The 22,409-nt window shown below is 64.9% G+C and carries 19 protein-coding genes; 15 read left to right on the top strand and 4 right to left on the bottom strand.

Features of this window, described 5'->3' with window-relative positions:
* Positions 1 to 54 precede the first annotated feature (54 nt).
* The 7 genes from N4264_RS21780 (at position 55) to N4264_RS21750 (ending at position 9,186) form a co-directional block, all read left to right on the top strand.
* On the top strand, positions 55 to 1,380 hold the full coding sequence (locus N4264_RS21780) for a pyridoxal phosphate-dependent aminotransferase (RefSeq protein WP_261694319.1): 1,326 nt from the start codon (positions 55 to 57) through the stop codon (positions 1,378 to 1,380).
* Between the two features lie 9 nt (positions 1,381 to 1,389).
* Positions 1,390 to 1,758: a glutaredoxin family protein gene (locus N4264_RS21775; protein ID WP_261694318.1), complete on the top strand. Its 369-nt coding sequence runs from the start codon at positions 1,390 to 1,392 to the stop codon at positions 1,756 to 1,758.
* A 148-nt stretch (positions 1,759 to 1,906) separates the two neighbouring features.
* On the top strand, positions 1,907 to 2,893 hold the full coding sequence (locus tag N4264_RS21770; protein ID WP_261694317.1) for a malate dehydrogenase: 987 nt from the start codon (positions 1,907 to 1,909) through the stop codon (positions 2,891 to 2,893).
* Between the two features lie 272 nt (positions 2,894 to 3,165).
* On the top strand, positions 3,166 to 4,059 hold the full coding sequence (gene prpB / locus N4264_RS21765) for a methylisocitrate lyase (RefSeq protein WP_261694316.1): 894 nt from the start codon (positions 3,166 to 3,168) through the stop codon (positions 4,057 to 4,059).
* A 2-nt stretch (positions 4,060 to 4,061) separates the two neighbouring features.
* Positions 4,062 to 4,634 (top strand): hypothetical protein, encoded by a 573-nt coding sequence (locus N4264_RS21760; RefSeq protein WP_261694315.1) that lies wholly within the window; start codon positions 4,062 to 4,064, stop codon positions 4,632 to 4,634.
* 47 nt (positions 4,635 to 4,681) lie between these two features.
* Positions 4,682 to 5,836 (top strand): bifunctional 2-methylcitrate synthase/citrate synthase, encoded by a 1,155-nt coding sequence (gene prpC / locus N4264_RS21755; RefSeq protein ID WP_261694314.1) that lies wholly within the window; start codon positions 4,682 to 4,684, stop codon positions 5,834 to 5,836.
* A 323-nt stretch (positions 5,837 to 6,159) separates the two neighbouring features.
* The gene (locus N4264_RS21750) at positions 6,160 to 9,186 is read left to right on the top strand and encodes a hypothetical protein (RefSeq protein ID WP_261694313.1); all 3,027 of its coding nucleotides are present in this window, start codon (positions 6,160 to 6,162) and stop codon (positions 9,184 to 9,186) included.
* Positions 9,187 to 9,228: 42 nt separating this feature from the next.
* Here the strand turns inward: N4264_RS21750 and N4264_RS21745 are convergent, their stop codons facing one another.
* The 4 genes from N4264_RS21745 to N4264_RS21730 all read right to left on the bottom strand — a co-directional run bounded on the left by N4264_RS21745 (position 9,229) and on the right by N4264_RS21730 (position 15,234).
* Complete coding sequence (locus N4264_RS21745; RefSeq protein ID WP_261694312.1) at positions 9,229 to 9,747, bottom strand: ECF-type sigma factor; 519 nt, start codon at positions 9,745 to 9,747, stop codon at positions 9,229 to 9,231.
* Positions 9,744 to 12,173 carry a serine/threonine-protein kinase gene (locus tag N4264_RS21740; RefSeq protein ID WP_261694311.1) on the bottom strand — a complete coding sequence of 810 codons (2,430 nt, stop codon included), beginning with the start codon at positions 12,171 to 12,173 and terminating at the stop codon, positions 9,744 to 9,746. Before N4264_RS21740 ends, N4264_RS21745 begins: the two co-directional genes overlap by 4 nt.
* A gap of 147 nt (positions 12,174 to 12,320) precedes the next feature.
* Entirely contained in the window at positions 12,321 to 14,342 is a 2,022-nt protein-coding gene (locus N4264_RS21735) for an NADPH-dependent 2,4-dienoyl-CoA reductase (protein WP_261694310.1), read from the bottom strand.
* 109 nt (positions 14,343 to 14,451) lie between these two features.
* Positions 14,452 to 15,234, bottom strand: coding sequence for a TerC family protein (locus tag N4264_RS21730; RefSeq protein WP_343231971.1), 783 nt, complete (start codon positions 15,232 to 15,234; stop codon positions 14,452 to 14,454).
* 566 nt (positions 15,235 to 15,800) lie between these two features.
* Between N4264_RS21730 and N4264_RS21725 the strand changes: the two genes are divergently transcribed.
* The 8 genes from N4264_RS21725 to N4264_RS21690 all read left to right on the top strand — a co-directional run bounded on the left by N4264_RS21725 (position 15,801) and on the right by N4264_RS21690 (position 22,347).
* Positions 15,801 to 16,940, top strand: coding sequence for an OmpA family protein (locus N4264_RS21725; RefSeq protein WP_261694309.1), 1,140 nt, complete (start codon positions 15,801 to 15,803; stop codon positions 16,938 to 16,940).
* A 304-nt stretch (positions 16,941 to 17,244) separates the two neighbouring features.
* Positions 17,245 to 17,670: a YjfI family protein gene (locus tag N4264_RS21720; RefSeq protein WP_261694308.1), complete on the top strand. Its 426-nt coding sequence runs from the start codon at positions 17,245 to 17,247 to the stop codon at positions 17,668 to 17,670.
* Positions 17,671 to 17,675: 5 nt separating this feature from the next.
* Positions 17,676 to 18,419, top strand: coding sequence for a PspA/IM30 family protein (locus N4264_RS21715; protein ID WP_261694307.1), 744 nt, complete (start codon positions 17,676 to 17,678; stop codon positions 18,417 to 18,419).
* Positions 18,420 to 18,511: 92 nt separating this feature from the next.
* Positions 18,512 to 19,564, top strand: coding sequence for a potassium channel family protein (locus N4264_RS21710; protein WP_261694306.1), 1,053 nt, complete (start codon positions 18,512 to 18,514; stop codon positions 19,562 to 19,564).
* Positions 19,561 to 20,211: a YjfK family protein gene (locus N4264_RS21705; protein WP_261694305.1), complete on the top strand. Its 651-nt coding sequence runs from the start codon at positions 19,561 to 19,563 to the stop codon at positions 20,209 to 20,211. Before N4264_RS21710 ends, N4264_RS21705 begins: the two co-directional genes overlap by 4 nt.
* 14 nt (positions 20,212 to 20,225) lie before the next feature.
* On the top strand, positions 20,226 to 20,639 hold the full coding sequence (locus N4264_RS21700; RefSeq protein ID WP_261694304.1) for a DUF350 domain-containing protein: 414 nt from the start codon (positions 20,226 to 20,228) through the stop codon (positions 20,637 to 20,639).
* Between the two features lie 10 nt (positions 20,640 to 20,649).
* Entirely contained in the window at positions 20,650 to 21,183 is a 534-nt protein-coding gene (locus N4264_RS21695; protein ID WP_261694303.1) for a DUF1190 domain-containing protein, read from the top strand.
* Between the two features lie 3 nt (positions 21,184 to 21,186).
* A complete protein-coding gene (locus N4264_RS21690) occupies positions 21,187 to 22,347 on the top strand; it encodes a glutathionylspermidine synthase family protein (protein ID WP_261694302.1) in 1,161 nt (386 codons plus the stop codon).
* Positions 22,348 to 22,409: the final 62 nt, after the last annotated feature.

Raw genomic sequence — 22,409 nt, 5'->3', positions numbered from 1 at the left:
CTTGTGACGGGAATGCGGCGGCCACTGTAGCGCATCCGGCCTGCGGGATGGGGCGTGACGTTCGCGGCGGCGACGAGCTGTGCACCGGCGTTGCAGGCATGGTGTTTCGCCATAAGTCCAGCGGATGCTGCGGCGCAATGTGCTAGGATCTTGCCGATTTTTTCCGACTCCGCGAGAAGACACATGCTCAAGCTAGCCGAGCGCATGGGGCGCGCCAAACCGAGCGCGATCATGCTGGTTGCCGAAAAGGCGAAGAAGCTCAAGGCCGAAGGCCGCGACATCATCAGCTTCTCGATCGGCGTACCGAATTTCCTGCCCGGTGACCACGTCTACGCGGCCGTCAAGGACGCCCTGGCCAAGGATTCGGGCCAATACGGCTCCAATCGCGGTGCGGACGCGCTGCTCGATGCCTTCCTCGCGCACCTGGAAAAAGCGGGCCTGACGGGCTTCTCGCGCAAGAACATCGCCACCGGCATCGGCGCCAAGCATGTGCTGTACAACCTGGCCGAAGCGTTGCTCGACCCGGGCGACACCCTGGTCTTCCCGACGCCGTACTGGACCAGCTACCTCGACATCGCCGACATCGTCGATGCCAAGGTCCGCCTGCTGCCGTGCCCGGCCGAGCAGAACTACAAGCTCACTCCCGCGCAGCTCGACGCCGCGCTGCCGGGCGCCAAGGTGTTCCTGTTCAACAATCCGTCGAACCCGACGGGCATGGTCTACACCCCGGATGAAGTCGCCGCGCTCGCCGAAGTGCTGGTGCGCCACCCGAACGTGTGGATCATCACCGACGATATCTATCACCGCATGGTGTTCGACGGTGTCGGCTACAAGAATTTCATCCAGTGCCGCCCGGAACTGCGTGAGCGCACCATTTTCGTCGATTCGCTCTCCAAGACCTACGGCATGCCCGGCTGGCGCGTCGGCTTCATGGCCGGTCCTGAAGCGGTGGCGCAGGCGCTGGTGAACCTCAATTCCAACCACATCACCAACGTGCCGGAAATCGTCACCGCCGCGGCCATTGCCGCGCTGACCGGCCCGCAGGACGTCCCGGCCCAGAAGAACGTCGAGTTCCAGTCCAAGCGCGACCAGGTGCTGGCGATGCTCGACAGCATCCCGGGCGTGAAATGCCCGCGCCCCCAGGGGGCGTTCTATGTGTTCCCCGATATCTCCTGCGCGTTCGGCAAGAGCCACAGCGGGAAGAAGATCGAGAACGACGTGGATTTCTGCAACGCGCTGCTTGATGCCAAGGGCGTGGCCTGCGTGCCCGGCTCGGCGTTCGGCGAACCCAAGGCGCTGCGGATCTCCTACACGTGCCCGACCGCCCAGTTGCCCGAAGGACTGAAGCGGTTCCGCGAATTCTTCGCCGAACTGGCCTGACCTGCAGCCATGCGCATAGGACCTCTCCAGCTGTTCATCGCGGCAGGGGTCCTGCTGCTGTTGGGCGTGTCGTACAGCAGCTACCGCGAGATCATGCAGCACGATCCACGACGCCAGACCGGCAACGACGGCATCGTGATGCTCAGTGCCGAATGGTGCGGCTACTGCACGAAGCTGCGCGCTGGCCTCGATGAGGCAAGCGTCCCGTACACGTTGATGGATATCGAGGAATCGGAAGCGGCCGAGGATGCCTATTTCGCCCTTGGCGCCCGCGGCGTGCCGGTGACGGTCGTCGGCCAGGAGGTCGTCTACGGCTATGACGCCGACCGCATCACCCGTCTGCTGGCCGACCGGGGCTACCGGGTCCGGCTAAAATAGTTCGTTCAGTGACAGCGCGCCGGGCAGGTGTCACCTGGCCGGCGCAATTCGGGACGGGCCGTTTCCGTCCCGGCGACCGATCGGGGCAGGCCAGCCTGCCCTTGTACAAGCGGCGGGACTGCCCGCCTGACAATAACCAGGAGTCATCATGAAAGCCCCCGTCCGTGTTGCCGTTACCGGCGCTGCCGGCCAGATCGGTTACGCCCTGCTGTTCCGCATCGCCGCCGGCGACATGCTCGGCCCGGATCAGCCGGTCATCCTGCATCTGCTGGAAATCACGCCGGCCCTGCCGGCCCTGCAGGGCGTGGTGATGGAACTCAATGACTGCGCGTTCCCGACGCTGCACGGCGTCGTCGCGACGGATGATCCGAACGTCGCCTTCAAGGACGTGGATTTCGCCCTGCTGGTCGGCGCGCGTCCGCGCGGCCCCGGCATGGAACGCAAGGACCTGCTCGAAGCCAACGGCGCCATCTTCGCGCCGCAGGGCAAGGCCCTGAACGATCACGCCAAGCGCAACGTCAAGGTGCTCGTGGTCGGCAACCCGGCCAACACCAATGCACTGATCGCCCAGCAGAATGCGCCGGACCTGGATCCGCGCTGCTTCACCGCGATGGTGCGCCTGGACCATAACCGCGCCATCAGCCAGCTGGCCGAGAAGACGGGTGCGCTCAACACGGATATCAGCAAGGTCCTGATCTGGGGCAACCACAGCTCGACCCAGTATCCGGACATCCACAACACGCTGGTCAAGGGCAAGCCGGCGCTGGATCAGGTCGACCAGGCCTGGTACGAAGGCACCTTCATCCCGACCGTGCAGCAGCGCGGCGCGGCCATCATCAAGGCGCGTGGCGCCTCGTCGGCCGCCTCGGCGGCGTCCGCAGCGATCGATCACATGCGTGACTGGGCGCTGGGTACCGCGGAAGGTGACTGGGCCTCGATGGCCGTGCCGTCCGACGGCAGCTACGGCATCGCCCCGGGCGTGATCTACGGCTACCCCTGCGTGTGCAAGAACGGCCAGTACGAAATCGTGCAGGGCCTGGCGATCAACGAATTCTCGCGCGCCCGCATGGATGCCACCGACAAGGAACTGCGCGAAGAGCGCGCCGGCGTGGAACACCTGTTCGCCAAGAAGTAATGCCGTAGTCCGCACTTCCTGCGCAGCAAAAAACCCGCGGTAACGCGGGTTTTTTCATGCGCGCTTGGCCTTGGCCGCATCCGTCGGGCTCTGGGGCGAGGCCAGTGTGCGATGGACAGCGCCGGTGGCTGATTGCAGCGGTTGGCGACGAGGGCTGCAGCGGCGGTGACGGGTAGCCGTGCGGTGATTTGACGGAATACGGCTTGTCGGCGACGGAATTCGCTCTCCGGTGCGAATCCGCCGTAAAATCCCGTTTTTTCCGGAGACCTTCCATGAGCCAGAACCTGAGCCCGGGGGCGCGTTTCCGTGCCGCCGCCGCGGCTGAAAAGCCGCTGCAGATCGTCGGCGCGATCAATGCCTACGCCGGCATCCTTGCCGCTTCCGCCGGGTTCAAGGCGCTGTACGTGTCCGGTGGCGGCGTGGCCGCTTCCAGCCGTGGCATTCCGGACCTGGGAATCACCACCGCCGAAGATGTCGCGATCGACGTCGAACGCCTCGCCAGCGTGGTCGAGCAACCGATCCTGGTGGATATCGATACTGGCTGGGGCAGTGCCTTCAATATCGCCCGGACGATCCGCTCCATGGAACGCGCCGGTGCCGGTGCGGTGCATATCGAAGACCAGGTGATGGCCAAGCGCTGTGGCCATCGTCCGGGCAAGGCCATCGTGCCGGCGCAGGAGATGGCAGATCGCGTGAAAGCAGCCGTCGACGCGCGTCACGACAGCCAGTTCGTCATCATGGCCCGCACCGACGCCATTGCGGTGGAAGGTCTGGACGCGGCCATCGACCGCGCCCGCCTGTGCGTTGCCGCCGGCGCCGACATGATCTTTGCCGAAGCCGTGACGGACCTGCCCATGTACCGCCAGTTCAAGGACGCCGTGGGCGTGCCGATCCTGGCCAACATCACCGAGTTCGGCAAAACGCCGTTGTGGAGCACGCAGGAACTGGCTGAGGTCGGCGTCGACATGGTGCTCTATCCGCTGTCCGCATTCCGCGCCATGGCGCGGGCCGCACTGGAGGTCTACGGCGCCATTCGGCGTGATGGCCACCAGCGCGCCGTCGTGGATACGATGCAGCCGCGCATGGAGCTCTACGACTACCTCGGCTATCACGCCTACGAGCAGAAGCTCGACGCGCTGTTCGCCAAGGGATCCGAGCAGGGCTGACGGTGACGCAGGTACCGGTCACGGCCTCGCCGCCGCCGAAGATGCCCCGGGGTGCCGGTGAGGTCACTGCCATCATCGCGGCGCTGATTGGTCTGCTGGCGCTGTGCGTGTCGGCGTATACGGCGTACCTGCAGAACCAGCAGGTGCGCGCCCAGGTCTGGCCCAGGCTGAGCCTGGTCAGTTCCAATTCGCGCCAATCACTGCTCGCCATCAACAAGGGCGTGGGACCTGCCATCGTGAAGAGCCGCCGCGTGTACGTCGACGACGTGCCGCAGCGCGACTGGCGTGCCGCGATGGGCAGTTTGCTTGGCCCCGACAATCTGCCGGAACTCGGACAGTCATCGCTGTCGGACATGGTCGTTTCCACCGGCGAGGAAATTCCCCTGTTGCACCTGGAAGACGCGGCTGCCTGGAAGCGGTTGCGTCCGCAGCTCAACCGGCTGCGCCAGCGCGTGTGTTTCTGTTCCACCCTCGACGAATGCTGGCAGATCGACCAGCTGGCAAAGCGTCGCGAAGAGGCCTACATGGCAGTGGATCGCTGTGAACGCCACGACAGCGACGAGTTCCACGACTGAATCAACAACCGGCCGCCTGCCGAGCGGGCTGCCCTGAAGGAGTGACCATGAGCGAATCGGGCGTGCAAGTCCTACCGAAGGCGAAGAAATCCGTGGCCCTGTCGGGCGTTGCGGCCGGCAATACCGCGGTCTGCACGGTCGGCCGTAGTGGCAATGACCTGCACTATCGTGGCTACGACATCGCCGAGCTCGCCGAAAAGGCTACGTTTGAAGAAGTAGCCTACCTGCTGGTTCATGAGCATCTGCCGACCGCATCTGAACTGGCGGCGTACCGCACCAAGCTCAAGCGCCTGCGCGGGCTGCCGCAGCCAGTGAAGGCGGCGTTGGAGCTGTTGCCGGCGTCGACCCATCCGATGGACGTGATGCGCACCGGTGCCTCGGTGCTGGGCACCGTGCTGCCGGAAAAGGAATCGCATCCGATTTCCGAGGCGCGTGATATCGCCGATCGCCTGATGGCCAGTTTCGGTTCGATGCTGCTGTACTGGTACCACTACAGCCACAACGGCCGTCGCATCGAAACGCAAACCGACGACGAGTCGATCGCCGGCCACTTCCTGCACCTGCTCCACGGGAAGGTGCCCAGCGCACTGCATACCCGCGCGCTGGACAAATCGCTGATCCTCTACGCCGAGCACGAGTTCAACGCCTCGACCTTTACCGCGCGCGTCATCGCCGGCACGAACAGTGACTTCTACTCGGCCATCACCGGCGCGATCGGTGCGTTGCGTGGACCCAAGCACGGCGGCGCCAACGAAGTGGCGATGGACATCATCGCGCGCTACCGCAGTGCGGACGAGGCCGAAGCGGATATCCGCGCGCGCATGGAGAAGAAGGAAATCATCATCGGCTTCGGACATCCGGTCTACACGATCGGCGATCCGCGCAATCCCATCATCAAGGAGATCAGCCGCGAGCTGTGCACCGAAGGCGGCAATCGCACGTTGTTCGACGTGAGCGAACGCATCGAAACCCTGATGTGGGATCTGAAGAAAATGTTCCCCAACCTCGACTGGTTCTCGGCGTCGAGCTACCACATGATGGGTGTCCCCACGGCGATGTTCACGCCGCTGTTCGTGATCTCGCGCACCTCCGGCTGGAGCGCGCACATCATCGAGCAGCGCATCGACGGCAAGATCATCCGTCCCAGTGCAAACTACGTCGGCCCGGAAGACCGCTCCTTCGTCGCGATCGACCAGCGCTGAAGAGGGTGTGCCAGGGCCCTTCGCAGAAGGGCCCTGAATAACCCGCGCTGCGCCCTTCGCAGAAGGGCCCTGAATAACCCGCGCTGCGCCCTTCGCAGAAGGGCCCAGAACAACCCGGCGCTGCGTGCTTCGCAGAAGGGCCCTGGACGCACCGCGCCGCCCATCTTTGCGCACGGCGATGTCGATTCGCCGGCATTTCTGATTCCCGCTTCGGCAACTCCGGCTGCCTTTGCAGCGAAATCCTCCAAACACCCCTTCCAGCAGTTTCCCCATCTTTCCGCCGGCGTTACGCTCGGACGGTTCGTCAACGACGGGGATGCATCGTGCGCGCTTCATGGCTGGTGGGTTGTTTCCTTTTCAGTAGCTGGGCGGCGGCCTCGACCGTTCCGGAATCCGCATTCGATGACCTGCGCTGGCGCCTGGTCGGGCCATTCCGCGCCGGCTGGAGCACGGTGGCAGCGGGCGATCCGCGGGCAGCCTCGGTGTACTACTTCGGTGCTGCCGGCGGTGGTGTGTGGAAGACGACCGACGGCGGGCACAACTGGTTCTCCGTCTTCGACCAGCAGGCGCCTTCGATCGGCGCGCTGGCGGTGGCACCGAGCGATTCGAATGTCATCTATGTGGGCAGCGGCCAGCCACAGGCCCGTTACGACACCGCGGCCGGGGATGGCGTCTACGGCAGCCGCGACGGCGGCAAGACCTGGCAGCACCTGGGCCTGGGCAAGACGCGCCATATCGGCGCCATACTGGTTGACCCCAAGGATGCCAACACCCTGCTGGTCGGCGCCCTCGGGCCCTATTACGCGGAAAGCGCCGACCGCGGTGTTTTCCGCAGCACCGACGGTGGCAAGACCTGGACCCGCACCCTCGCCATCGATGACGCGACCGGTGTGGTCGACCTGGCCGCCGATCCGGCCAATCCGCAGCTCGTGTACGCCGCGGCCTGGACGGCGCGCAATTATCCCTGGATGAGCTATTTCACCCCGATGTCGAGCGAAACGGGTGGTATCTACCGTTCCACCGACGGCGGGCAGCACTGGCAGCGTCTGCAGAACGGATTGCCGGGAGGCGTGGTGGGCCGCATCGGTATTGCCGCGACGTCGGCGCGCGGCAAGGACCGTGTGTACGCGGTGATCGATCACGCCAAGGAAGGGGGGCTGTATCGCAGCGATGATGCGGGCGAGCACTGGCAGCTGGTCCACAAGGATGGCTCGCTCGCCAGCCGCTACTTTTCGCGTATCACCGCTCATCCGAAGGATCCGGACACCGTCTTCATCATGGGGCGGTCGATGAAACGCTCGACGGACGCCGGAAGGACACTGGAAATCGTCCGCGGCTCGCCCGGTGGCGACGACTACCACTTCCTGTGGATCGATCCGGCCAATCCGGACCGTCGTATCACCGGCAGCGACCAGGGCGCCGTGGTGACCACCAACGGCGGCGCCAGCTGGAGCGACTGGTACAACCAACCGACGGGGCAGTTCTACTGCCTGCACGCCGACAAGCGCGTGCCGTACTGGCTGTACGCGGGCCAGCAGGACAACGGCACCATCGCCATTACCAGTCGTTCCGATTACGGTGCGATCAGTTTTCGCGACTGGCATCCCGTGGGCGCCGACGAGCGCGATTGCGATGTGCCGGATCCGACCGATCCGAACATCGTCTACGGCAGCGGTCTGGGCGGCCGTATCAGCCGGTTCGACCGGCGTACGGGCGACGTGCAGAACATCACGCCCGTGCTGATCAATACCTACGGCAAGGATCCGCGCACCATCGAGCACCGCTGGAGCTGGATCACGCCGTTGACGATCTCCCCGGTGGCGCCACATGCCCTCTACCTGGGCTCGCAGGTACTGTTCCGCAGCGACGACCGCGGCGACCACTGGGTGCCGATCAGTCCTGACCTCACCGGGCGTACGGCGAGTGCCGCCGAATGTCCGGGAACGATACCTCAGGAGCGCGCCAAGGCCTGTGGATTTGGTGTCATCTTCCATATTGCGCCATCACCGCACGATGCGGATGAGATCTGGGTCGGCACGGACAGCGGCCTGGTGCAGCGCACGCGGGACGGTGGCAAGAGCTGGCAGGACGTCACGCCAAGACAGATACCCGAGTGGGCGACGGTGGCCCGCATCGACATTTCACGGGTCGATCGCAATCGGATCTACCTCGCCGTGGATCAGCACCGGGCAAACGTGTTCGAGCCGCTGTTGCTGCGATCGACGGACGGCGGCGCGACCTGGTCCGTCATCAGCAATGGCCTTCCGGCGGGTGAATTCACCAGTGTCATCCGTTCCGATTCGGTCAAGGCGGGCTTGCTGTTCGCGGCGACAGACCGCAGCGTCTACACCTCCTGGGATGACGGCGAGAACTGGCATCCGCTCAAGCGCAACCTGCCCAATGCCTGGGTGCGCGACATGCTGGTCATCGGTGATGACGTCGCGATCGCCACGCAAGGGCGAGCGTTGTGGATCCTGGACAACATCTCGCGCCTGCGCGAATTCGCCCAGGCGTCGACCTTCACCCAGCCGACACTCTTCGCGCCGCCGGCGACCTATCGCTATCGCAAGAACCAGAACAAGGACACGCCGCTGGCTTCCGAGGTGCCGCTGGGCGAAAACCCGCCGGCGGGCGCCATGATCGAATACTTCCTGCCGCGCGCGGCCCGGCATGTCGTGCTCACGGTCACTGATGCGTCGGGGCGCGTGATCCGCCGGTACGCCAGTGACGACAAGCCCGAGGCGCTGGTTGTCGACCAGTATTTCAACGACCAGTATCGCAAACCCGCCATGCCGCTCCCCGCATCCGCCGGAGCGCATCGCTTCCTGTGGGATCTGCGCCACCCGCGACCGGCGGCAATGGCGTATGAGTTTTCCATCGCCGCAGTATCGGGCGTGGAAACCTCGGCCCTGCCGGAGGGCCCGCTCGCGATTCCGGGCGACTACACGCTGACGCTGGACGTGGATGGCCGCAAGCTGACCCGCCCACTGACACTCAAGCCGGATCCGCGCCTTGCGCTGACACAGGATGACTACCAGCAGATTCTCGCCTTCAACCTCGATCTTGCGCGTGTACTCAAGCCGTTGGTGGCGGCGGTCAAGCAGCTGAGCGAGGAGCGTACCGCGCTGCAGAAGCTGCCGCCGGCGGAGCAGGACAAACCCCGGATCGAGGCGCTGACGGCGCGACTTGAAGGGATTGAGCCGCGCGGCCTGCAAGCCTGGGCCGACATCCTGGCCGCCATTGCGGTGGATGCGGAAAGCGCCGAACGGCTTCCCACCGCGGCGCAACGACTGATGCTGGACGACGCGCGCCGGGCTTTGGGCGACATCCTGCGCTCGCCGAAGGAATGAGGATTCCCCGCCGGAATTCGCGATAGCGGATTCCGGCGACTCTCAGGTGACGCTGAGCAGAAACGCGCGGGCCGCCTCGAAGTCACGCTGGGCGGTCGAGCGCGAAATTTCCAGCATCTCGCCGATCTCGTGGAACGCGAGGCCGGCGAATGCGTGCAACGAAAAGACATCCGCCAGGCGGGCGTCGACATCGCGCAGGCGATCCAGGGCATCCACCACGATCGACAAGCTGATCGCGGGATCGTCAACGGGAATCTCGATATCCGGCAGGGCAACCCGCTCCATGCCGCCGCCGCGCTTGGCCGACTGGTGAGCGCGCAGGTGGTCGATCAGGATCTGGCGCATCGCCAGCGCCGCCAGGCGAAAGACATGCGTCTTGTCGTTGAAATTGGCGCGGTTCTCGATGAGCTTGAGATAGGACTCGTGTACGAGCGCGGTGGTGTCGAGCGTGGCTGTGCCCTGGTTCCAGCGCAAAGCATGGGCGCGGCGTCGCAGATCGTCGTAGATCTGGACGAACAGTTCCTGGTCGACGGCGGTGTTGAGCGCGGAAGTGGCGTTCATGGCGTTTTCTTCGACGTGTTGACGAGGGCGTGCAGGGTTTTCCAGCGCGCCTGGGACGCGGCGTCCAGGCCAGCTACGACCTCATCGGCCAGCAACAGGGGCGCGAGCGCGTCTTTCTTGTCCTGCGCGGCGATGCTTTCGGCCAGCTCCAGCTGAATGCCCAGGCGGCCGGGATGGGTAGCCGCAAACGACAGGGCAACGATGTCGAGCGCGCGGCGCTGCGCGATTTCGGCCTCGTCGAACCGCTTGAGGGCGTACAGCCGGGTGCCCAGCATGCGCTTCACATTGGCCATTTGTCCGGAAGTGGCATTTGCACCTTGTACTGCAACCAGCGATTGCTCGGCACGCCGGTAGGCATCGACGGCCTCTGCTGAGCGATCGCTCTTGGCCAGAGAACGCCCGAGGCCCAGCAGGGCGTAGTAGCCATTCATGGTGTCGATGCGCCCGGCTTTTTCCAGCTCGCCGACTTGCCGGCTGCAATCCTGCAGCGCGTCTGCGACCTTGACGCGCGAGCGCATCTGGCAACCGGTAGTGCGGACCCATTCCTGCGTGCCTTCGAGAATATGGTCGGTCCTGGCGTATTCCGGCAGGTCGGCCAGCAGGCTGTCGATTTCCCGCAGCGCTTCATCCACCTGCTGGGTGTTCTCCAGCGCGTTGACCAGCGACATGCGGGCATTGAGCCGGCTCTGCGCCGACAACGTGGTGCTGGTACGCGCCAACTCGGCGTTGTGACGCGAATAGGTGATCAGGGCGTCGCTGTCGCCTGCGGCGTTGGCCAGGAACAGTCGCGCCATGTAGACGAGGAGCATCTGCCCGTCGGCCTCGCGACGCGGCAGCTTGGCGACGATCGCCTCGCTCTGCGCAAGCAGGGAGTTCACCTGCCCGGCATTCTGTGCGCCCTGGATGGCCAGCGCGAGCGCGTGCATCGTCAAGGCTTCGGCCTGGCGGTGGTCGCCGGCGGGGAACGACTGTCCAGCCAGACGTACCATTTCCGGCCCGGCGCGAAGGATCGCGTCCTTTGCCCCCACCTCGACGCCGCGCATCATGACCTCGTTGAGGAGCCCGTAGCGACGTGCCGGTGGCAGGGACGTGTCCCTGCGGATGGTGTCGATGGCGTGCGTGAAATATTCGGACAGGTTCATCGTCGGTGAAGCGCCGCTGTCACGCGCCAGCAGTACCTTCGACAAGAGTTCGCTGGTATCGGTGGCCAGCTGCGCTTCTTCGCTCGCGCGATGCGCGAACAGCACGGACACGACCGTGCCGCTGACCAGTGCCACCGCGGCAGCCGCGGCGAAGCCCACCGCCCAGCGATGCTTGGCGACCGCCCGGCGTAGTGCGTACCACTGCTCGCCCTGGCGCGCCGAAACGGGGCGTCCGGCAAGGTAGGCGCGCAGATCGGCGGCGAACGCGGCGACGCTGTCGTAGCGTTCCTGTGGATCGTCACGCAGCGCTTTCTGCAGGATCGAATCGATGTCGCCACGCAGCTGGGCGGCGAGTGCAGCGGGACTGGTGCGACGTGTGACTGCTACGGCGTCATCGATAGTCGCCGCGCGCAGCGATGGCCGCTCGATGATCGCTGCGGTATCTGTGCGGGCCGTAACGCCGATGAGGAGTTCGTAGGCCAGTGCCGCCAGCTGCCAGATGTCCGACGCAGTCGTGATGCGTTCGTGCCGCAACTGCTCGGGCGAAGCGTATTGCGGCGTCATCGGCGCGGCTTCACGCGTATGCGTCGACGCGGCGGAGTCGAGGGACTTGGCGATACCGAAGTCGATCAGTTTCACCTGCCCGTCGCTCGTGACCATCACATTGCCGGGCTTGATGTCACGATGGACGATCAGGCTACGGTGAGCGTGGCTGAGTGCGTCGCACAGATCGAGCAGAAGCAGCAGGCGTTCGCGCAGCGGCATCTTGCGCTCATCACAATAGCGGATGAGCGTGTTGCCCTCGACCAGTTCCATCGCATACCACAACTCCCCACTGGGGCCATTGCCGCCATCAATGAGATGGGCGATATGCGGATGGCGCAGGCGTGCCACCACTTCGCGTTCGAACAGGAAACGGGCGCGCTGCGAGGCATCGAGCATCCAGCCGGGAATCAGCTTGATGGCGACGTTCTGGGTGAAATCCGACGACTGTCGCCGGCCGAGCACCACCATGCCCATGCCGCCGCGTCCCAGCGGGCGTACGATGTCGAAGGGGCCCAGCCGCGAGGGAAAGGTTGGCTCAAGTGGCGCGTCGTGCCAGACCTTTTCCAGCCGCTGCGTGTCGCTCAGGTGCCGATCGAGCATGCGGCGCACACGCGCGGCGACGTCCGGCGCGCTGTCCTTCAGGACGTCTTCGACGGTCGTCGGGTGGATCGGCTCCGATTCGAGGAGCTGACGGAACAGGGCCAAGGCCAGACGGTCGTTGGCAAGATCGGTCGACATGCGCTCCTGGCGCGGCAGATCGGCAAAATTCGCGCGATTCTACACGCCGTATCGGGGCCAGGAGCGGTCGCAGCGCCAATACGTGGCGGTTGTGACATTCGCCGATGGTGGCGCGCCGCAAGGTCGCGATGCGCCACCATTGCTACGTCACAGGCTGGCCGCCAGCCGGGTTCCCTGGGCAATGGCGCGCTTGGCGTCCAGTTCCGCCGCCACGTCCGCGCCGCCGATCAGGTGTGTCTTGATGCCCAGCGCGCTGGCTTCGGCGTGACAGTCCCGGTTGGGCTCCTGGCCGGCGCACAGCACGACGTGATCGACCGGCAGGATTTCGGTCTTGCCGTCGCGACTGATGTGCAGTCCGGCGTCGTCGATGCGGTCGTAGCTCACGCCGGCCAGCATCGTCACGCCCTTGGACTTGAGCGCGGCGCGGTGCACCCATCCGGTGGTCTTGTTGAGGCGTTCGCCGGGCTTGCCAGCGGTACGCTGGAGCAGCCACACCTGCCGCTCGGAGGCTTCTGGCTGGGGCTTGGTCACGGCGCCACGGGTGGTGTAGTCAAGGTCCACGCCCCACTCGTGCGACCAGCGCGTGATGTCGGTCGTGGGCGAGGGATGGGGCTGGGTCAGGAACTCGGCCATGTCAAAGCCGATACCGCCGGCGCCGATGAGCGCGACCTTGGCGCCAACCGGCTTGCCATGGCGCAGCACATCGAGATAGCTCAGCACCTTGGGGTGATCCAGTCCAGGAATGGGCGGTCGGCGCGGGTGCACGCCGGTGGCGAAAACCACTTCGTCGAATCGTTCCGATTGCAACAATGCCGCGTCGACCCGCGTACCAAGGCGTAGCTCCACGCCGACTGCGGCGATGCGCGCGCCGTAGTAGCGCAGCGTCTCGTGGAACTCTTCTTTGCCGGGAATGCGCTTGGCCATGTTGAACTGGCCGCCGATCTCGCTCGCCTGGTCGAACAGAACCACTGCGTGGCCACGTTCGGCCAGCGTGGTTGCGCAGGACAATCCCGCGGGTCCGGCGCCAACGACGGCGATGCGCTTGCGCGTGGTGGCCGGACGGATCTCCAGTTCGGTTTCATGGCAGGCGCGCGGATTGACCATGCAGGTGGCGCGACGGTTTTCGAAGACGTGATCCAGGCAGGCCTGGTTGCAGGCGATGCAGGTATTGATCTCGGCGCTGCGGCCCTCGCGGGCCTTGGCCACCCATTGGGGATCAGCCAGCAGTGGGCGGGCCATCGAAACCATGTCCGCGTCGCCGGAGGCGAGGATGCGTTCGGCCACATCCGGCATGTTGATCCGGTTGGTGGTGATCAGCGGGAGCGAGACTTCGCCCTTGAGCTTGCGCGTCACCCAGGTGAACGCGCCGCGGGGCACGCTGGTGACGATGGTCGGCACGCGCGCCTCGTGCCAGCCGATGCCGGTATTGATCAACGTGGCGCCGGCCGCTTCGATGGCCTTGGCCAGGGTGACGACTTCGTCCCAGGTCTGGCCTTTTTCGACCAGGTCCAGCATGGACAGGCGGTAGATGATGATGAAGTCGCGACCGACCGCCTCGCGCGTACGCCGGATGATCTCCAGCGGGAAACGGTGGCGGTTCTGGACGCTACCGCCCCAGCCGTCGCGCCGCTGGTTGGTGCGCTCGACCAGGAACTGATTGATCAGGTAGCCCTCCGAGCCCATGACCTCGACGCCGTCGTAGCCGGCTTCCTTGGCCAGGCGCGCGGAATTGACGAAATCGCCGATGCTGCGTTCCACCTGGCGCGACGACATCGCGCGCGGTGTGAACGGCGAGATCGGCGACTTGATCCGCGACGGGGCGAGGGAGAAGGGATGGTAGGCGTAGCGGCCCGCATGCAGGATCTGCATGCATACGCGACCGCCTTCGGCATGCACGGCGTCGGCGATCTTGCGGTGCCGCGCCACGTGCCATGGCATCGACAGCCGCCCGGAAAACGGCTTGAGCCAGCCGCGGATGCTCGGCGAAATACCGCCGGTCACGATCAATCCCACGCCACCGCGGGCTCTCTCGGCGAAGTAGCGGGCGAGCTTGTCGAAGTCGCGGGCATGGTCTTCCAGGCCCGTGTGCATCGATCCCATCAGCACGCGGTTGGCGAGCGTGACGAATCCCAGATCCAGCGGTGCGAGAAGGTGAGGGTACTGACTCATGAGGTGGACCCGTGCCGGAAGCAGGGCCGCACCATGCACGGATGCCCTGGAGCGGGCAAGTCTAAAACCGGCCGTTCCCGCAGGAACGGCCGGTCAGGGGGCGCAGTTCTTACGCCGCCGGCCGCGCGGCTTTCAGGCGCTGCTCGCGCCACCAGCCCACGGCGAGGCCGCCACCGATGACCAGGGCGTAGACGATGACCTCCATCCACACGCGCCCGTCGATAAACCGGATCACGAAACCTTCGTGCAGCATCATCTTCGCGGCCGTCCAGAGCAGGGCGCCGGCGCCGATATAAACCACCACCGGGTAACGCTCCACCAGGCGCAGGATCAGCGTGCTGCCCCAGACGACGATCGGCACCGAGATCAAAAGCCCCAGCACCACCAGGGTGAACTGGCCATGTGCCGCGCCGGCGACGGCCAGGACGTTATCAAGACCCATCAGCGCGTCGGCCACGATGATCGTGCGCATTGCGCCCCAGAAGCCGTTCACCTTGCTGATCTCGTGGGCGTCGTCTGATTTGTCCTCGGTCAGGAGTTTCAGCGCGATCGGTATCAGCAACAGGCCGCCCGCCAGCAGCAGGCCGGGCAGCTTGAGCAGCCACACGACAACCAGGGTCATGAGTGTGCGCACCACGATCGCACCGACGGTGCCCCAGAGGATCGCCTTCTTCTGCAGGTCTTTGGGAAGGCTGCGTGCAGCCAGTGCAATGACGATCGCATTGTCGCCGGCAAGGACGAGGTCAATGACGATGATGGCGAGCAGTGCGGTAAAGAAGGCGGTGGAAAACAATTCCATGGAAAAAAACCTGTCTGGCTGGCGTCTGGAGGGGGTGTGGGGAAACGAAATCGCAGTCAAGACTTCGCCGTGCCCGGCGAAGGTCTTGCTCACTGCGAAACTGGGCTGGGCCAGTGACGACAGCCGCGGGACCGGGGCAGTAGAGCCCGTGATGACGATCCGCGCGCGAGGAGCTACTCCCCTTCGATACGCGAATAAGTAACGGCGCGAGCGTCCAAGGTCAAGCCTGCCCGGCCGGGGACGCGGCCGATTGCGGGCCTTCCGGGGGGCAGTGGCGCGGCATCGCATCATCCGCCGTGCCGCTCACGGGCGGGTCTGCGAAGTCCCCGGATGCCCTCCGCCGCCGCCGCCGGGCCCCGAAAATTGGCCGCTTCGACGATACCGTTCGTACTCCGATTTGCGCCGTTCACGAGCACTTGACGCTATTCGCGGTGTAGTCCGCAAGTGTTAAATGCCCCTGAGCGGAAGATGAACGAGTTGGGGGTCGGTTGGTTACAGGTCTTTGATTTTGCTAGACTGCCGCCGCCCGAGGACCGGGCTAGAATTGTTAAGCCGCGCCGTCGTCACTTTTCCTGTTGAAACTTGATAAAGTGAACGAGCTTTGCGTCCTGACGGGGTGGAGTGGACGCGTGCGATAACACCAATGAGGAGAACTCCGAATGAAACGTAATGGCTTGTTTGCGCTGATCGCTCTGGCGCTCGGTGGCATGACCGCCACGGCCGCCCAGGCCGAGGACTACAGCAACTGGTACATTGCGCCCCGCGTCGGCGCGGTGATCCCCGATAGCGACCGTGAAACCGATTCGTCCCTGTTCACGGGTCTTGGCCTTGGCTGGTGGTCCACGCCGAACCTGGCAGTGGATTTCGAGTGGTCCCTGAATGATGCGGATTTCGAGAACGATTCCGCGCGCAACGGCCATGAGTGGGAAAGCGTCGGTCTCGGCGTCTCGGCCCGCTACTTCTTCGGCGAAGCCGGCACCGCGTGGCGTCCGTACGTGATGGGCGGCATCGGCGCGCTGCGTCACGCCAACATTTCCCAGAGCCAGCTGCCGGAAGGCCGCACCCATGGCTGGGATCCGATGGTCACCGCCGGCGGCGGCATCCAGTACAACTTCGGTGAGCGCGTGGCGTTCCGCGGCGAAATCGCCGCCCGCTATGACCGCGACAACAACTCGCGCCAGTACTACACCCCGGAACACCGCATGGGCTTTACCGACGTGCTGGTCACCGGTGGTCTGGTGATCAACTTCGGTGGTGGTGAAACCGCTCCGCCGGATAAGCCGATCAAGCAGGACGAACCGGGCAAGCCGCCGACGTCGTGCCGTGACCTCGACGATGACAAGGACGGCGTCAACAATTGCGACGACCGTTGCCCGGGCACCTCGGCCGGCACCAACGTCGGCCCGGATGGCTGCCCGCTCAAGGTCGTGATCGACCTGCGCGGCGTGAACTTCAAGTTCGACCGTCCGAAGAAGGGTGAGAAGAACATCGCCCCGACCCTGCAGGAGCCGACCGCCGAGTCGATCGCGATCCTCGACCAGGCCGTTGACGCGCTGCAGCGTAACCCGGACGTCCGCGTTGAAGTCGCCGGCCACACCGACGCCGTCGGTACCGACGAGTACAACCAGGGCCTGTCCGAGCGCCGCGCCCGCATCGTGTACGACTACCTGACCTCGCACGGTATCGACGCCAGCCGCCTGAGCGGCCCGGTCGGTTTCGGTGAGTCCAAGCCGATCGACACGAACGACACCAAGGAAGGCCGCGCGCGTAACCGCCGCACCGAACTTGACGTGCAGTAAGCAACAGGCAATACATCTGTACTCGAAAGCCCGGCGAAAGCCGGGCTTTTTTGTATGCGCCCGGCCGGCGGCAGGATCCGCGCTGGTACTGCAGACTGGTCACGGACGGCAATTTCGCCTAAGGTCAAGACCCATTGGATAGGTCTTGTGTGGCCGCAGGTCAGCCATAAGATCAGCCCGGGCCGGCGGTCGCGGGCGGGGGAGGGCAGTGGATGCTGTTCGAGTCTTTCCCGTCGGCGCGTTTCCGTCTGGCATAACCCCGTGGTGACCGACCACGAATCTTGCGCAGGAGGCTACGATCGTCGTGAACAATCCCTGGACCACCGAATCCCTTTACGAGGCGCTCCACTCAGACGCGAGCATTGACTTGTCCGGCATCGATCTGTCCCTCGTCGGCGGTGTGGATCCGACGTTGAGCATCCTGATGCGCGAGCATGGCGACCTTGCTCTGCAGATGGCCGTGTCCGGCGAGCAGATCTTCGTCTCCGCGCCGCTGTGCCTGGGCAGCCAGGTCAAGGACCGTCCGGCCTTCAACGAGGCCTGCCTGCGTCTCAATCCGCTCAATCCGCTCTCCAACCTCGGTCTGCAGAGCATCGACGGGGAAGATCTCTACATCGTCTTCGGCGAGCTGTCGGCGCGTTCGCCGCTGCAAGCCGTCGTCGAGGAAATCCGTGTCCTCGCCGACAACACCCTCCAGGCCGCCGAGGCCTTTGCCGAACATCTGAAGTGAGTGCCATGGCCAGCATCTGGACCAAGATCATTACCCTGTTCCGCGGCGCCGCTCATGAGGCCGGCACCGCCGTCGTCGACGCCAACGCGATGCGCATCCTTGACCAGGAAGTGCGTGACGCCCAGAACGCCCTGGTGCGTTCGCGTGAAGACCTCGCCAAGATCATGGCGCAGCGCAAGATCACAGCGGACAAGGTCGGCGACAAGCAAGCCAAGCAGGCCGAGTACACCAACTACATCCGCGAGGCGCTCAGCCGCAACAACCGCGAACTGGCGCAGGAAGTGGCGACCAAGCTCGCCCAGCTGGAAGCCGATATCGCCCAGGAAACGAAGATCATCGGCGAGTACGACGCCAGCATCTCCAAGCTCCAGGCCTCCGCGCGCCAGGCCGAGACCGTGATCTCGCGACTGAAGCAGCAGATCGATACGGTAAAGGCGACCGAAAGCGTCCAGCGCGCACAGGCGGCACTGGCTGCCGCGCACGTGGGCACCGGCGCGAAACTGGGTACCGCCCTTGATTCGCTCGAACGGATCAAGCAGCGGCAGACAGAACGCGCGGCGCAGCTGGAAGTGGCGCAGGAACTGGCCGACACCAGTGGCGATGGCGACCTGCACCGGCGTCTCGCCCAGGCCGGCATCATGCCGGGCGAGTCCTCGGCCGATTCGATCCTGGCCCGCTTCGAGCGCGAACAGCGCCCGGCGCTGGGGCATGAGGCGGGGCCGTCGCCGGTTCTGCCAAAGCCCAACTGACATCCATCGGCCGACGGGCCGTGAAAGAGGCATGACGCGCCGGAGGCCGGGAATCGGCCTCCGGCGCGGCGATCCGGAAAGGGAGGGATGGCATGCCGGTATTCGTCCGTCTCATGCGCTTGTTCCGGCGACACCTGGCTCTCATGAGCTGGAGCGTGTTGCTGCTGGTCGTGGTCGCCCATTGCCTGATCAGCTGGCAGCTGATGGTGATGGCGGGCGAGGAAAAGCTCGTCACGCCGACGATCTGGTTCTATTTCTATATGGTGACCGCGGCGACGATCGGCTACGGCGACTTCTCGCCCCAGACCGACGGCGGCCGCCTGATTGCCACGCTGTGGCTGTTGCCCGGCGCAATCACCTTGTTCGCCATGTTCCTGGGCAAGGCGACGACCGGATTAATCGATTCGTGGAGGCGGCACGCCATGGGTAAATCGAGCTATCCCACCCTCAAGGGGCACACCGTCATCGTCGGCTGGATGGGCCGCGACACGCTGCGCACCATTGACCTGCTCATGCAGGACACCGAAACCGACGACGAAGGCATCCTGCTCGCGGCCACCGAGGAAATCGAAAACCCGCGGCCGGATGAAATCCGTTTCGTGCGCCTGGAGTCGCTGGCTGATCCCCACGGTTACCAGCGCGCCGGCATCGCCGAGGCGGCCCGCATCATCGTCAACGCCGCCACCGACGAGCAGACCCTGGCTGCGTCCTTCGCTGTCCTGGCCAATCACCCGAAAGGCCATATCGTCGCCACCTTTGATCGTGCCGACACCTGCGCGGTGCTGCGTGCGCACTATCCACGCGTGGAATGCATCCTGCCGTTGCACGTGGAAGTGATGGTGCGCGCCGCCCAGGACGCGGGTAGCGCCTTCGTGGCGGCGGAACTGCTGTCGATCGCCGGCGGCGCGACCCAGTTCAGCCTGCGCATTCCCGTTGATTGCGTAGCACTCAGTTATGGCAAGCTGTTCACCGAATTCAAACACCAGCACGGTGCGACGCTGTTGGGCTATATGCTGGCCGACGGCAGCGCGCCGCGTCTGAACCCGCCCGATACGGATTCCGTAGCGGGCGGCAGCATGTTGTATTACATCGCCGACAAGCGCGTGGAACTGGGGCGCGTCGGCTGGGGAGCCTGTGGACCATGAGCTGGTTTGGAAAGATGTTTGGCAGCAAGAACGACGAGCCTGCACCCGCGCCGTCCGGCCCTCTGGGCCTGCGCCTGCGCGGCGCGGTGGCGGTGGATTCACTGCCGTTCCGCATGGCGGGCGACCGCCTCGTCTTTGCTGCACCCGAGGGCCATCAGGCCATCGAAGCCTGGGGCGAAGTGACGCTGGGCGGCAACTCCCGCCTGCATCGCTACTACCTCACCGATGATGCCTTCGTGCAGGTCAGCACGACGGCCGGGCAGATCGACGACGTGAAACTGTTCGTCTTCCATGAAACGCGCAACCCACCCAACCAGCATGCCTTCAATGAGTGGGTGCGGCGCGGCTCGCTGATCGGTGCGCAGCACATCGACGTGGCCGGACAGCGCTACTACCGCGTCTGGGGCGATACGCCGGAATCGGCCTGGGCACCGCCGGTCGTGTTCGACGAGAAAGTCTACGGGAAGAGCACGACCACGCCTGACTACGACCTCACCCACTACGCCATGCTCTACCAGCGCGAAGTGCCGGGCCTGGAACGCTACGAATACCTTCTGGTCAGCGCCGAAGATTACGGTCCCGACGAGTACTGCGTGACCTTTTCCGTTGGCGTGGACGTCACCCAAGCCGATCTCACCATCACCTGACACGGAGCATTCCCATGTCCGATTCGATTCTGCGCTATCTCGGCGGCCTGCCGGCCTTCCTGTCCTACTTTGGCGTAGCGGTCGCATTGCTGGTGCTGTTCTGCGTCGTGTATGTACGCCTCACGCCGCATGCGGAATTCAGCCTGATCAAGGCGAACAAACCCGCGGCGGCGACGGCATTCGGCGGCGCCATCCTCGGCTTTGCGCTGCCGCTGCATGCGGCAATCACGCACTCGATCAGCCTGCCGGACCTCGCCCAGTGGGGCGTCGTGGCGTTGATCGTGCAAGTCCTCGCGTTCTTTGCCGTGCGCGCACTCTTCAAGGATTTCCCAGACCGCATCGCGCGCGACGAGCTGGCGCCGGGCATCTTCTCCGCTGCCATCTTTATTGCCGTGGGACTGCTCAACGCCGCCAGCATGACCTACTGAGGTGCGCGCCATGAAACGATCCCAGACCGTACGACTGCTGCTGATGGGGGCTGCCCCCGTCTTCCTCACGGCATGCGAACCGGAAGAACCGGTGTCGCTGTACAAGGACGTGGCCGAATGCGTGGCCGGCGCCAAACTGACGCAGGACCAGTGCCAGGCCGCTTTCGACCACGCCAAGTCGGAACACGAGCGCGTTGCGCCGCGCTACTCCAGCCAGTCCGATTGCGAGACGGACTTCGGCAGCGGCCGTTGCCACACGGTCAACCATGGCGCGGGCATCCAGTACATTCCGCTGATGGCGGCCTATGCGCTGGGCTATTACGCCGGTCGACCGAACTATTACCAATCGCAACCTTTATATTATTCGCACACTACCTACGGCAGTGGCGGCTATCTCAATTCGGGCGGGCAGCCCATCGCGCGCACCACGGGCGATGCGCGCGTGACGCGCAGCGCGATGGAAACACCGTCCCGCGCCGTCACCATGTCGCGTTCGGGTTTTGGCTCGTCCTCCAGCGCCCGTGGCAGCTGGGGAGGTAGCTGATCGATGCAACGTATCGCGATTGCCGAGCGCCCGGATTGGCGTGAAACAGCCGCATCGCTCGGCTTCCGCTTCCACACGATCGAAGGCGAACCCTACTGGGATGAAAGCGCCTACTACGCCTTCACCCTGCCGCAGATCGAGAACGACCTGGAAGACCCGACCACCGAACTGCACGCCATGGCCATGGCGATGGTTGACGAGGTGGTCGGCAACGAGGAACTGCTGACGAAGCTGGCGATTCCCGCGTCCTACTGGGAGTGGATCGCCGCATCCTGGCGCCGGCGCGATCCGCACCTCTACGGCCGCATGGACCTGGCCTACGACGGCAAAAGCCCGGCCAAGCTCTATGAGCTCAACTACGACACGCCCACCGCGCTGTACGAGGCGGCATTCTTCCAGTGGGTGTGGCTGGAACAGCAGCAGTCGCGCGGCCAGCTCGGTGAAAACCTCGACCAGTACAACCTGATCCAGGATCTGCTCGTCGAGGCGCTGGGCACGATTGCTCCGAACCTGCCCAAGCCGCTGTATTTCTCGGCCGTGCGCGATTCGCTGGAAGACCAGGGCACCGTCGCGTACCTGCGCGATTGCGCCGAGCAGGCCGGTATCACCACGCGCTCGATCGCCATCGAAGATATCGGCCTGAGCGAAGATGGCCGTTTCACGGATCTGGACGACTACGTCATCCAGTCCCTGTTCAAGCTGTACCCACTTGAGTTCATGTTTGCCGAAGAATTCGGACCGGCTCTGCCGCATTCGGGCATCCAGCTGATCGAACCGCCATGGAAATCCATCCTCAGCAACAAGGGCATCCTGCCCCTGCTGTGGGAGAAACATCGCGGTCATCCGAACCTGCTGGAGGCGCATTTCGAGACCGCCGACGCGGGCCCGCTCGTCGATGGCTGGGTACGCAAGCCCTTGTTCTCGCGCGAAGGGGCCAATATCGCCATGCGTCTGCGCGACGGGTCCGTGCACGAGTCGCAAGGGCCCTACGACGACGCTCCGTGGATTCGCCAGGCCGCGCACCCGCTGCCGCGTTTCGGCGACAGCTACACCGTCATCGGCAGCTGGGTGATTGCCGATCGCGCCGCCGGCATCGGCATCCGCGAAGATGCTGGCCTGATCACGCGCGACACGTCGCGCTTCGTGCCGCACGTCATCGTGTGAATGCTTGTCACGCCGGCTGTGACCCGGCCGGCGTGGGCCGTTTCCGATCAGTCGCCGTCGCC

Origin of the sequence: Tahibacter amnicola, from assembly GCF_025398735.1 — a bacterium.
Taxonomy (GTDB): domain Bacteria; phylum Pseudomonadota; class Gammaproteobacteria; order Xanthomonadales; family Rhodanobacteraceae; genus Tahibacter; species Tahibacter amnicola.
This window is presented reverse-complemented; position numbering and strand designations above follow the sequence as displayed.